The organism is Halalkalibacter akibai JCM 9157, assembly GCF_000513135.1.
Classification (GTDB): Bacteria; Bacillota; Bacilli; order Bacillales; family Bacillaceae_D; genus Halalkalibacter; species Halalkalibacter akibai.
In genome coordinates, this window is record NZ_BAUV01000008.1 from 125,915 (window position 1) to 139,054 (window position 13,140).

Annotated in this window: 8 protein-coding genes; 5 read left to right on the forward strand and 3 right to left on the reverse strand. The window is 37.9% G+C overall.

Features of this window, described 5'->3' with window-relative positions; all coding sequences use genetic code 11:
* The first annotated feature begins 56 nt into the window (after positions 1–56).
* Positions 57–2,243 (forward strand): DNA topoisomerase III, encoded by a 2,187-nt coding sequence (locus JCM9157_RS07255; protein WP_035663412.1) that lies wholly within the window; start codon positions 57–59, stop codon positions 2,241–2,243.
* 95 nt (positions 2,244–2,338) lie between these two features.
* Here JCM9157_RS07255 and JCM9157_RS07260 read toward each other — a convergent pair whose 3' ends face one another.
* A complete protein-coding gene (locus JCM9157_RS07260; RefSeq protein ID WP_035663413.1) occupies positions 2,339–4,324 on the reverse strand; it encodes a methyl-accepting chemotaxis protein in 1,986 nt (661 codons plus the stop codon).
* A 186-nt stretch (positions 4,325–4,510) separates the two neighbouring features.
* Between JCM9157_RS07260 and JCM9157_RS07265 the strand changes: the two genes are divergently transcribed.
* On the forward strand, positions 4,511–5,038 hold the full coding sequence (locus JCM9157_RS07265; protein ID WP_035663414.1) for an AAA family ATPase: 528 nt from the start codon (positions 4,511–4,513) through the stop codon (positions 5,036–5,038).
* 98 nt (positions 5,039–5,136) lie between these two features.
* On the opposite strand, the gene JCM9157_RS07270 is transcribed toward JCM9157_RS07265, so the two are convergent.
* Positions 5,137–6,675 (reverse strand): FAD-dependent oxidoreductase, encoded by a 1,539-nt coding sequence (locus JCM9157_RS07270; protein ID WP_035663415.1) that lies wholly within the window; start codon positions 6,673–6,675, stop codon positions 5,137–5,139.
* Between the two features lie 161 nt (positions 6,676–6,836).
* On the opposite strand from JCM9157_RS07270, the gene JCM9157_RS07275 reads away from it, so the two are divergent.
* The 3 genes from JCM9157_RS07275 (at position 6,837) to glnA (ending at position 11,906) form a co-directional block, all read left to right on the forward strand.
* Positions 6,837–8,492, forward strand: coding sequence for a glycoside hydrolase family 13 protein (locus tag JCM9157_RS07275; RefSeq protein ID WP_035663417.1), 1,656 nt, complete (start codon positions 6,837–6,839; stop codon positions 8,490–8,492).
* 91 nt (positions 8,493–8,583) lie between these two features.
* On the forward strand, positions 8,584–10,113 hold the full coding sequence (gene cshA / locus JCM9157_RS07280; protein WP_035663419.1) for a degradosome RNA helicase CshA: 1,530 nt from the start codon (positions 8,584–8,586) through the stop codon (positions 10,111–10,113).
* A gap of 434 nt (positions 10,114–10,547) precedes the next feature.
* Positions 10,548–11,906: a type I glutamate--ammonia ligase gene (glnA, locus tag JCM9157_RS07285; RefSeq protein ID WP_035663421.1), complete on the forward strand. Its 1,359-nt coding sequence runs from the start codon at positions 10,548–10,550 to the stop codon at positions 11,904–11,906.
* 52 nt (positions 11,907–11,958) lie between these two features.
* Here glnA and JCM9157_RS07290 read toward each other — a convergent pair whose 3' ends face one another.
* On the reverse strand, positions 11,959–12,948 hold the full coding sequence (locus tag JCM9157_RS07290; RefSeq protein ID WP_035663423.1) for a sodium-dependent bicarbonate transport family permease: 990 nt from the start codon (positions 12,946–12,948) through the stop codon (positions 11,959–11,961).
* Positions 12,949–13,140: the final 192 nt, after the last annotated feature.

Sequence of the window (13,140 nt, forward strand, 5' to 3'; positions counted from 1 at the left end):
TTTTTGGATAGACGGTGCTATCATTGAAGAAAGAATCAGTTTGAAAGGATGTTTTCATGTCAAAGACAGTTGTATTAGCTGAAAAACCATCTGTAGCTCGTGATATTGCTCGAGTATTAGGGTGTAATCAAAAAGGAAATGGATTTTTTGAGGGAAATCGTTTTATTGTGACATGGGCACTTGGTCATTTAGTCACTTTGGCAGAGCCAGAAAGCTACGGCGATCAATATAAAACGTGGAAGCTTGAGGACTTACCGATGCTACCACAAAAATTGCAGCTTGTTGTAATGAAGCAAACGAGTAAACAGTTTCATGCTGTTAAAGCTCAAATGCAGCGTAAAGATGTTAAAGACATAGTAATTGCAACAGACGCTGGAAGAGAAGGCGAGCTTGTAGCAAGATGGATTTTAGCAAAAGTTCATGTTCAAAAGCCGTTAAAGCGTTTATGGATTTCCTCCGTCACAGACCGTGCGATAAAAGAAGGATTTCAAAAATTAAAAGATGCTAGAGAGTATGAAGGTTTATATCAATCAGCTGTTGCTCGGTCAGAAGCGGACTGGTATGTAGGGATAAATGGGACTAGGGCTTTAACAACAAAGTTTAATGCTCAACTTTCCTGTGGTCGAGTTCAGACGCCAACACTTGCTATGATTGCGAAAAGAGAGCAAGATATTCAGTCATTTAAACCAGTACCTTTTGAGGGATTAACGGTTGAAACCAATAAGGGAATGACCTTTCAATGGGTAGATGAAAAGACACATGATCGAAGAATATTTGCTATCGGCAAAGCTCCAGAACTACAAAAGCAGTTAGCGAATGAAGTTGTAACCATTACTGATATTAAAACTGTGAATAAAAAAACACCAGCTCCTCTGTTATATGATTTAACAGAATTACAAAGAGAATCAAACAAACGGTTTGGATATTCAGCTAAGGAAACATTGTCTATTTTACAGCGGTTATATGAGCAACATAAAGTATTGACATATCCTCGTACGGACTCGAAGTTCTTATCATCAGACATGGTTGACACATTACATGAACGAATTAAAGCTTGTGATATTCAACCTTTTCGTAAAATTGTAGCTCAAATAAAACAGATAGACAAAAAGAAAAAGTATTCGTTTATTAATGATCAGAAAGTTTCCGATCATCATGCGATCATCCCGACGGAACAATCTCCAAGTCCAACTGCATTAAGTGAAAAAGAATCGAAAATTTACCGCTTAGTCGTTAAAAGGTTTTTGGCTGTGTTCTTTGAAGCATATGAGTATGACCAAACGACGATTTCAGCTTCAATTGGAAGTGGAAAAGTAACCGCAAGAGGAAAGCAAATGACTCAACTCGGTTGGAAAGTCGTTTATCAAGATGATGCTGCTTCGTATGAAGAGGAAGAATCAGAACCTAGTCTACCGAAAGTTAGTGTAGGTGAGAAGCTTCCTGTAGCAAAACTGGTCGTGAGTTCAGGTCAAACTCAACCACCATCACGCTTAACAGAAGGTACACTCTTAGCTGCGATGGAAAGACCGATGGCTTACTTAACAAATGAGGATAAGGATTTAGCGGAAACACTAGGGAAAACGGGAGGAATTGGGACAGTCGCCACTCGAGCTGATATTATTGAAAAGCTAATTAATACTCACTTAATCGAAAAAAGAGGCAAGGATCTGCATATTACGAAAAAAGGAAAGCAGTTGCTGGATCTAGTTCCAGATGATTTACAATCGCCAGCATTAACGGCAGAGTGGGAATTGAAGCTTGAGAAAATTGCAAATGGAAAGCTAGATAAAAATGAGTTTGTCAAAGAAATGAAGCAATATGCTAAAGACATTGTTCAGGCGATTAAACGGAGTGAAAAAACATTTAAACATGATAATGTAACAGGAAGTCCTTGTCCAGATTGTGGAAAACTGTTACTTGAAGTCAATTCAAAGCATGGGAAAAGACGTGTTTGTCAGGATCCAGCTTGTGGTTATAAGAAAAATGTTTCGAAAGTAACCAATGCACGTTGTCCAAAGTGTAAGAAAAAACTTGAAATCTGGGGCGAAGGCGAAGGACAAACATTTGCGTGCGTATGCGGGCATAGGGAAAAACTCTCCAATTTCCAAGAGCGCCGGAAACAGAATCAACATAAAAAGGTTTCCAAAAAAGAAGTAGCTAACTACATGAAAAAACAACATAAAGAAGAAGAGTTTATGAATACCGCTTTAGCTGATGCGTTGGCTAAGTTGAAGAAGCAGTAAGGTTTACCGAAAATGGTTCAATCGAAATGATTGGGCCATTTTTCATTGAAAAAAACGCACCGCAAAAGCGGTGCGTTAAGAATATTTATAGTTAATTAAATTTTAAATTGTTGCATTCTCTTAGTTAATTCTTGGGTAGTATTTTGTAATTCATCAGTAGAGTGGGCAACGCTTGAGAGCGCGTGACGTTGTTCTTCTGAAGAGGCTGCAACTTCTTCTGTAGATGCCGCTGTTTGTTCAGCAACAAGTGCAATGTTTTCAACGGCAGAAACAACTGTGTTCTTATTGTCTGTCATATCTTTCATTTCTGCTTGAATAGAGGCAATCGAATCATTGATTTCGGCTACTAAGGAAGCAATGGTTGAGAAGCTTTTTTCCGTTTGGCGTACAACTTCATTTTGTTCTTCTGTAATGATTTTAGTAGTCTCGACTTCAATAACAACTTTATTTGCTTCCGCTTCAATTCCTTCAATGGTTTGCCTTACTTTTCCTGTTGCTAAAGATGTTTGTTCAGCTAATTTCCGAACCTCGTTAGCAACAACAGCAAATCCTTTACCACTTTCACCGGCACGAGCTGCTTCTATACTGGCATTTAAAGCTAGTAAGTTTGTTTGTTCGGAAATAGCATTAATAGTATCAATAACATGCTCCACTTCTTTCACGCGTGCAGAAAGTGTTTGAACTACAGTTTCAACTTTTAGAATAACTGTTTTAAAATCTTGAGATTTATCACGAAGAATAGAAACTTGGGTCGTTCCTTTTTCATTTTCTTCTCCGGCTCTTACCGAAAGATTCACAAGCTCAGAGGAATAGTCAGTAACCTTATCAATTTGGTTTGATAAATGTGATGTTACTTGCTTAGTTTCATCAATGTCTTCTGCTTGCTTAGTCGATCCTGATGCGATTTCAGAGATTGCAGACGCAACCTCATCGCTTGAAGCGATTGTCTCTTGTGCAATCGCACTTAAATTCTCAGAGGAACTAGAGACTTGTTCTACAGAAGTGTGGATGGACAGGACTAACGACTTGACTGATTCCACCATCCTATTAAAATCTCTAGTTAAAGCACCAATTTCATCTTTAGATTTAGTTTGTAACGATACAGTTAAATCACCATTTGCCACTTGGCTTACTTGGTTACGTAATTTAATAATAGGCTTGGATATGCGTTTTGCTACAATCAGAGCAAGTAAAGCAGCTATTATTATAGAGATAATTGAGATGACGAAAATAGAGTTACGAATCTCATTTGCTTGAGCTAACATTTTACTTTGCTCAAAGTCAGCTCCGATAACCCAATTTGTTCCACTAATAGTTTCAAAGAACATAACGTGGTTTGAATGATCTTGATGATATTCAATTTTACCAGGGCTTGAGCTTGCGAGCATTTGTGAAATAACAGGATCCTCACTGTTATTATCGGACTTGGTTGGATGAACAAGGGCAACACCAGTTTGATCAAATAAGAATGAGAACCCATCATAGTTTACGTTTTTTGAACGGACAATTGCAGCTAAATTATCAAGAGATAAATCAATTCCAATAACACCAAGGATCGTATTTCCTGATGAAACAGATTTTGCTACAGTGACGGTGTATTCACCACTACTTGCATCTAAATAAGGTTCCGTCCAAATAACATCATTTGGATTAGAAGAAGCCTGTTCATACCAAGGCCGAATTCTAGGATCGTAATCAGAACCGACATCAATGAAAGGCTCCGTATAAAATCCGCCTTCATTTGTTCCAATGTAAGTCACCGCAATATTTTCGTTAAGTTCATTGTACAAACTGAAATTCTCATTGACGATTTCCCATAAGAGTGGTTTATCTTCTTCGTCTGCTAGAAGAAAGGAAGTAACAGCTTGGTCTTTACTAAACCGGAATATAGAAGAATTAAAGTTTTCTAGATAAAGTTCAACTAAATCCTTTTTCTCACTAACAATAGCAGCTCCTTCAATCTCTACACGGGTTTCAACTTGTTTTCTTACTTGAAGGTAGGTCAGAATAGAGACTAGAGTAAGTGTAACGATTAATATGATAGATATAAAAGCAATAAGTTTGGTTTGGATAGAATTCATGAGATGCCTCCTTTTTGAGTATTCTTATTATCGTCAATTTTTCGACAATTTTCAACGGTTAATTACAGGAATCTACATTATGGAAAATATTTCATGATTAAAATAGTGTGGAAATAGATCGTTAGAATAGATTTAAAATACAAAATAAAGATAGTATTCCATATTAACTAGAAAGTAGGTGTTAAATTGAGAAGAATTTATATCATATCAGGACCAGCGGGAGTTGGTAAATCTACGACTTCGAAAAGATTAGCTGAACAATTTGAACATAGTGCTTATATTGAAGGTGATGTGATCAATCACATGGTTGTGGGAGGTTACCTTCCGCCGTGGGAAAGTGAAGAATCTTTAGCGTTAGTCTGGGAAAATATCGCTGATTTAAGTGTTAATTTTGTTAATTCCGATAAGGATGTAATTATTGATTATGTGGCTTTCCCATCAGATATAGAGAAGTTATCAGAGAAAGTCCATTCACAATTGAAACAAGTGGAGATTATTTACGTAGTTTTATGGGTGGATAGAACGGAACTTTTAAGGAGGGACGCTTTAAGAATCAAAGAGCATCAAATGGGAGACAGGTGTTTAGCGTTAGTAGAAGAGTTTGAAAGAAAAGGCTTAAGTGAACGTTTTCTATATGATACGACGAATTTAAAAGAAACAAATCTGAATGAGATTTTATGGAACATAAGAGAGAATTCTAGGTTTGTCTATTAATTTAGTAGGATGTTCTACTCGTAAAAGGACTAAAAATAAAGAGAATGTCTTAAATTACATAAGTAAGGAGACATCCTCTTTGTAAAATTAAATTGCATCTATACCTTTTTCAAAGGCTTCTTCGCCGGGCCTTCTAACACATCGCCACTAGGAGAGTAGCGTGAACCGTGACAAGGGCAGTCCCACGAGCGTTCACCTTCGTTCCAGTGGACCTCGCAGCCCATATGAGTACAAGTAGTATCGACGACGTAAAGCTGGCCTTCTGGGTCACGATAGGCACCTGCGCGCTTACCATTAACAGTGACGATTGCTGCTTCATCTTTTTGGACATCATCCGGATGCTTGGAACTTTTATCAAACTTGCCTTTAAGCAATTCCTTTGCGACATCGGCATTATGCGAAATGAACTGTTTCACACTTGGATCTGCGATAAAGCGAGAAGGGCGATAAAGGGATTCAAAACGGTTCTCACGATTTAAGATTAAATCACTAATTAAAATACCTGCCATCGTTCCGTTTGTCATCCCCCATTTACGGTAGCCAGAAGCTACAAAAATGTTAGGGTGAGCACGAGAGATTCTGCCTATGTAAGGTACCTTATCTAACGTAACCATATCTTGTGCTGACCAACGATAGTCAATTGAAAAATCAGTAAATAACTCCATTCCATATTGCTCTAGAGCATCATAGTGATATTTTGTATTAATCCCTTGTCCTGTTTTATGTTCCTCCCCACCAATGATCGCTAGCTTTTCGCCATCACGCATAGTATATCTAAGGGAACGAGAAGGAGAGTCAACACTTAAGTACATTCCATCAGGACACTCACCATTTGGTACTTTAGCTGCTAAAATATAAGATCTCTCGACGTACATTCTTGAAAAGTAAAGACCACCGCCATCATAAAAAGGAAAGTGAGAGGCTACGACTACAGAGTTAGCAGTAACTTTAGCTCCTTGTTTTGTGAGAACAGTTGGTCGTTCGCCTTCTTTAATATCCTCAGCAACGGTCCCTTCGAAAATAAGACCACCGTTCTCTTTAATTTTGTTTACTAGATGGGCAAGGTATTTTAATGGATGAAACTGGGCTTGATTTTTCATAACAAGAGCGGATTTAACGGGTAATTTTAAAGGGATTTCTTGAACAAGTTCGCCCTCGATTCCTAATTGTTTATAGGCATCATGTTCTTTTTGAATTTTATTGGATCCAACGTTGGTCGTTGAGTATAAATAGGCGTCTTCATTAGAAAAATCACAGTCAATCCCTTCATCTTGAACGAGTGTACGGATGTAATTTAAGGCATCTGTAGCTGCGTCGTAATAGAGTTTTGCCTTTTCTAGTCCTAGATGAGCTAAAAACTCATAGTAGATCGCTCCATGTTGAGCTGTTACTTTGGCAGTAGTATGGCCAGTTGTACCATTTAAAAGCACATCAGCTTCTAAAATAGCTACTTTCACGCCCTCTTCTGATAAGCGGTACGCTGTTGTAATCCCAGATATTCCACCACCGACAATTGCTACATCAACATCTATGTCCTCATTTAAAGTTGGAAACCTTTCGATATCAAAAGAATCACGCCAATATGGTTCAGGTTGCTCAGGCATTGAGGAATCGACTAAAGTAAATTCGTCTGTCATTATAAACCTCCAAAGTAATAAATTCCTTCATAATATAACCAATTAATTAGAAAAACATGTAAGTATAAATTAAATCTTATTCATTTAGGACATATATTGGCCAAGCTAGCTTCATAAACTAATAAAATGATGTCTAAATTTAAATAAACTAGGGGGAAACAATGGAGAAGAAGTGGTGGAAAGAAGCGGTTGCTTATCAAATTTATCCTCGAAGCTTTAAAGATTCAAACGGAGATGGAATTGGCGACTTACAAGGAATTATTGAAAAGCTGGATTACGTCAAAGATTTAGGAATAGATGTAATTTGGATTTGTCCAATGTATCAATCACCAAATGATGATAATGGCTACGACATAAGTGATTATAAGGCAATTATGAATGAGTTCGGGACAATGGAGGATTTTGACCAACTGTTAACTGAGGTTCATAGAAGGGGAATGAAGCTAATTATTGACCTTGTGATCAACCATACATCAGATGAACATGAATGGTTTGTGGAGTCGCGCTCGTCACAAACAAATGATAAGCGAGATTGGTATATTTGGCGCGATCCGAAACCTGATGGTAGTGAACCCAATAACTGGGAATCGATTTTTAGTGGTCCTGCTTGGGAGTTTGACGATCAAACTAACCAATTTTACATGCATCTTTTCTCGACGAAACAACCAGACCTTAATTGGGAAAACAAAAACGTGAGGCAAGCAATTTATGAAATGATGAACTGGTGGATGGACAAGGGCATAGATGGTTTTCGTGTGGATGCGATTTCTCACATAAAGAAAATAGACGGTTTGCCCGACTTACCTAACCCAGAAGAATTGGATTATGTCCCATCTTTTGAAGGTCATATGAATAGGGAGGGAATCCATGAGTTTTTACAAGAGATGAAAAAAGAAACACTAGATAAATACGATGTCATGACTGTCGGTGAGGCAAATGGAGTGAGTTTGGACCAATCTGACTTATGGGTAAGCGAGGACACTGGTGCATTTAACATGATTTTTCAATTTGAACATCTTGATTTGTGGGGAAAGCAAACAGGAGGTCATCTGGATTTACCAGCCTTAAGAGAAACGATGACCAAGTGGCAAAAAGGTTTAGAAGGTCGTGGCTGGAATGCATTATTTCTTGAAAATCATGATCAACCAAGAAGTGTTTCTACCTGGGGAGATGATCATAGCTATTGGAAAGAAAGTGCAAAGGCTCTTGCGACAATGTATTTCTTTATGCAAGGAACCCCTTTTATTTATCAAGGTCAAGAAATAGGGATGACTAATGTTAAATTTCCTGCTATTACTGATTACGATGATGTTAGTATGAAAAATTATTATCATATTGAGACAGAAAAAGGTCGAAGTCACGAAGAGATTATGGAAATTGTTTGGGAGCAAGGTAGAGATAATTCAAGAACACCGATGCAATGGAATAAAAACAAACAAGCAGGGTTTTCGGAGGCAAAACGGACATGGTTAGGTGTTAATCCGAACTTTAAAAAAATAAATGTTGAAAAACAACAAAGGGATAAAAAGTCAATTCTCCACTACTATAAGTCGATGATTAAATTAAGAAAATCTTATGATGCTTTGATCTACGGCTCCTACGATCTTGTATTTGAGGATCATGACCAAATATACGGGTATACCCGTACTTTGAACGATGAAAAGTTCTTAATTTTAACGAATTTATTCGCAGAAAAAACAAGCTTTGAATTTGAATTTTTAGATGGGGCAGAGTTACTTTTAGTGAGTGGAGGAAATGGGAAAAATAGGAGATTAAAACCCTTTGAAGCTAGAGTTTACAAGTTACAAACTAGATAGCATATTGTTATGTTGATCAGGACATGATATGATTGAACATGTTTTACATTTTGAAACAAGGTGAAGATCACCAATAAAGGAGATTATATATTTGGCAACTTTTTATGATTTTAACTTGGATCCAAAAGTGGTTCGAGCAGTAACAGAGATGGGATTTGAAGAAGCAACACCGATTCAAACAGAAACAATTCCAACAGCGTTGGAAGGAAAAGACATTATTGGGCAAGCTCAAACGGGTACAGGGAAAACAGGTGCATTTGGTGTCCCACTAGTTAACCGTATTAATGTTGAGGAAGCACATGTTCAAGCACTTATCCTTGCCCCTACACGAGAGCTTGCGAATCAAGTCGCAGAGTCACTCGTTTCATTTGGTAAGCATAAAGGCGTTCGTACGGTTGTCGTGTATGGTGGCCAGGACATGCGTAAGCAAATCACTGATTTGAAGCGCAAGCCTCATGTAGTTGTGGCTACACCTGGTCGTTTAATGGATCATATGAGACGTAAAACGATTCGTCTTAATGAAGTGAAAATGGTTGTTCTTGATGAAGCAGATGAAATGCTTAATATGGGCTTTATCGAAGACATCGAGACAATCTTAAAAGAAGTTCCAACAGAGCGTCAAACACTTCTGTTCTCAGCGACAATGCCTAAGCGAATTGAAAAATTAGCTCAGCAGTTCATGTCTAACCCGCAACTTATTGCTGTTAAGTCAAAAGAAGTAACAATGGAAAACATCGAGCAACAGTATGTGGAAGTACATGAGAAAGAAAAGTTTGATGTGTTAAGCCGTTTTATGGATATTCAAGCACCAGAACTTGCGATTGTATTTGGTCGTACGAAAAGACGTGTTGATGAATTATCTGAGGCGTTAATCAAACGTGGTTACCGTGCTGAAGGAATTCATGGTGATTTAAATCAAGCGAAGCGTGATAGCGTTCTTCGTAAGTTCAAAGGCGGACTTATTGATGTCCTAGTTGCTACAGACGTAGCAGCACGTGGTCTTGATATTAGTGGTGTTACTCACGTTTATAACTTTGATTTACCACAAGATCCAGAAAGCTATGTTCACCGTATTGGTCGTACAGGTCGTGCTGGTAAATTTGGTTTAGCTCTTACGTTTGCTACACCGCGTGAGATGGATCATGTTAAGACAATTGAACAAATTACAAAGAAAAAGATGACGAAAGTTTCAAAGCCATCTTTTGAAGAAGCCATTAAAGGTCAACAAGACTTAGCTGTTGAGCAACTGCGCTCATTAATTGCTAGCGGAGACGCGGATAGCTACCGTAAAGCAGCGAAAGACTTATTACAAGAAACAGACGCAGCAACAGCACTTGCAGCAGCGTTGAAACTTCTAACAAAAGAGCCGGATACAACACCAATTAAATTAACTGGAGAAGCTCCTCTACGTGTGAAGAAGAGTCGTAGCGGTGGTGGAAACAGTGGCGGTGGCAAACCGTATCGTGGACGCCGTGATGAACGCCGTGGTGGTGGTGCTGGTGGTGCTGGTAGATCATCATCATATCGCGGAAAAGACGAACGTGGTGGAGCACGTCGCTCTGGTGGCCAAGGTGGAACACAAGGCGGACGTGGCGGTCAACGCAAGTCTAAACACGCATAATATAAAAAAAATGCACTGCTCTTGTAGAGCGGTGCATTTTTTTTGTCGTACTGTAAATAAAATGTAAATTTTATTAAGTCTTGTCCAACTGTATTGATTGTGTATTATCTGCCTGTTACATTAATAGTGGCATCAACATAATACCCCAAAAAATATATAAATTTGGCTAGAGCAGATTCTAGCCCTTTTTTTATTTTAATAAAAGTCAAGAAAAACTGAATTAAATATAAAAATAAAAGATTTAGAAAATTGAAATATTGTAACCCTTTTCATTGGCTTAATGATGCGGATTATCGCAATTTCAGCAAAAGTACTAGTCAGATTTTCCTTGTCAGATAATCTGACATACCAATTGCGGAAAACAGGTTAACATCATAAAGTAAACATAACAAGTTGATGTCACAAAACATTACATGAAAAGGAAGTGTTAAAAAATGGCAGTATCTACACCAACAAGAGAGAGTTTAGTTGCAACTATAAAGGAAACGATTGAAAAGAAAAGTGTTGAACTAATTCACGTACAATTCGTAGACATTGAAGGAACACTTAAACATGTTACTGTAACGGCTAACCAAATAGATCAAGTAGTTGAAGGAAGAGTAATGTTTGACGGATCTTCAATTACAGGTTTCACACCAATTAACCAATCTGACTTATACCTAGATCCAGATCTTACGACTTTCGCGGTTCTTCCTTGGACAGAACAAGAAGGTTACTCAGAAGCTCGCTTTTTATGTAGTGTAAAAAAGCCTGATGGTTCTGACTTTGATGGAGATCCACGTAACGTTTTGAAAAAAACAGTTAAGCGTGCAAAAGATCAAGGATATTCGATCAGTGTAGGACCTGAGCTTGAATTCTTCTTATTCAAAACAGATGAAAACGGACAACCGACTTTAGATACACAAGACAAAGGTGGATATTTCGAGCCATCTCCAAAAGATTTAGGTGAAAAAGTTCGTCTTGAAATCTATAAAGCTTTGAAAATGATGGGCTTCACAATTGAAGCTTCTCACCACGAAGTTGCGATTGGACAACATGAAATCAACTTCAAATATGCTGATGCATTAGGTTCAGCTGATGCTGCTACAACTTACAAATGGGTTGTTAAAACAGTTGCTCAACAATTTGGCTACCATGCTACATTTATGCCAAAACCACTTGCAGGTGAAAACGGAAGTGGAATGCACGTAAACATCTCATTATTTGACGATGAAAAGCAAGAAAATGCTTTCTATGATGAGTCTAACGAACTTGGTTTATCTGAAAAAGCGTACCAGTTTATTGCTGGTCTAATGGATAACGTGAAAGATTTCGTAGCAGTAACGAACCCACTTGTTAACTCTTACAAGCGTTTAGTTCCTGGTTATGAAGCACCTTGCTACATCGCATGGTCTGCATCTAACCGTTCTGCTTTAATTCGTATTCCTGCGACACGTGGTGCAGGCACTCGAGTAGAAATTCGCTGCCCAGATCCATCAGCTAACCCATACTTTGCTTTTGCAGTAATTGCTGCGGCAGGTTTAGACGGAGTTGACCGTGATCTAACTGTAGTTCCAGCGGTTAATGCTGATATCTTCCACATGTCTAAAGATGAATTAGATGCTCGTGGAATCGAAAACCTACCAACAAGCCTTGAAGCAGCTCTTGATCGCTTTGAGTCTGGTGAAATTGGACGCCAAACACTTGGCGAGCATGCTTTCGGTGAATATGTAGCTCTTAAACGTGCAGAGTCTGAAGACTTCCGTACGGCTGTTACAAACTGGGAAGTTGCTGCTTACCAAGGTAAATTCTAATATAATAACTAATACCCCTACGTAAGCTTATGCTTGGTAGGGGGTATTTTATTTAATAAAGTAAAGTAGCAAACCAATAATAATAAGGAATGCCTAAAATTAAGTTGAAAGGTAATGTTAATCCTAGTGCGGACCCTAAATAAATACCTGAGTTAGCTTTTGGGATTGCTTGGGCGATAGCAGCGGGTGCGGCAATATAGGACGCACTGCCTGTCAACACAGCCAAAATGAAAGCTCCTCCTAAAGAAAGTCCAATGAGTTGTCCTGTGAGAATGCCAATGGTGCCCCCAATTAAAGGCAAAAGAAAAGCAAAAATAAATGAAATAGGTTTGATCTTCTCAAGCTGTCTAATGCTTTGTGTTGCAATCATTCCCATGTGTAAAAGGAATATGCAAAGGATGCCATAAAATAAATCACCAAACAGCGGTTTTATTAAAAGCAGTCCGTCCGCATGAGCAACAAATCCAATAAAAATCCCGCCTAACAATAGGAAAATACTTTTACCGAAAAAGGCTTCTTTAATGACATGTTGAATACTGGCATTTGGATTATTTATCTCTTTTCCTTGTTTTTGCAAATGAAGCTTATAAAGAATAATTGCTAAAATAATAGCTGGACCTTCCATAATAACAAGAATGGCTGACATATATGTTTCATAGAAAACTTCAATTTTGTCTAGAAAAGCTAAACCTGCAATAAAGGTTACAGCACTAACGGAACCATAATGAGCTGAAAGAGCCCAAGACTCCTCTACGGAAAATTTACAAAGCTTGTGTACAAAGAAAAAAGCGATAAACAACATGAGTATACTTAAAATAAGAGCAGCTACGATCGAAGGGAGCATTTCTAGAAAAGCAACATTTCTAAGTTCGACTCCACCTTTTATACCAATCGTAAATAAGATAATCATCGTATATCCAGTGTAAAATGCAGTAGGTACTTTTAAATCAGAGTTAACGAGCACAGCAATGATTCCTATTAAGAAGAAAAGAATCATTGGAGATAATAAGTTTGCATAAGCAATTTCAATTATTTGATTCATAGAACCACCTCTTTCACTTAAAATAGAAAAAAACAAACGTGTGAGTAGTGTTTCGCACGTCTTGAATTTTTACTCTGTTTCGTTAGTGTTTATTTATAAGTATAGTCATTTTAGTTTGTAAAAGATAGGTAGATGAAGACGAAAACAAGGTGAAAGTGAAAGAGAAAAGGTCTTCATAAGGGTGATGAAGGC

Bases quoted from the DNA above. Each gene is read 5' to 3' on its own strand.
- JCM9157_RS07275 (WP_035663417.1), top strand. From the start codon at position 6,837: ATGGAGAAGAAGTGGTGGAAAGAAGCGGTTGCTTATCAAATTTATCCT.
- JCM9157_RS07290 (WP_035663423.1), bottom strand. From the start codon at position 12,948: ATGAATCAAATAATTGAAATTGCTTATGCAAACTTATTATCTCCAATG.
- JCM9157_RS07255 (WP_035663412.1), top strand. From the start codon at position 57: ATGTCAAAGACAGTTGTATTAGCTGAAAAACCATCTGTAGCTCGTGAT.
- glnA (WP_035663421.1), top strand. From the start codon at position 10,548: ATGGCAGTATCTACACCAACAAGAGAGAGTTTAGTTGCAACTATAAAG.
- JCM9157_RS07270 (WP_035663415.1), bottom strand. From the start codon at position 6,675: ATGACAGACGAATTTACTTTAGTCGATTCCTCAATGCCTGAGCAACCT.
- JCM9157_RS07260 (WP_035663413.1), bottom strand. From the start codon at position 4,324: ATGAATTCTATCCAAACCAAACTTATTGCTTTTATATCTATCATATTA.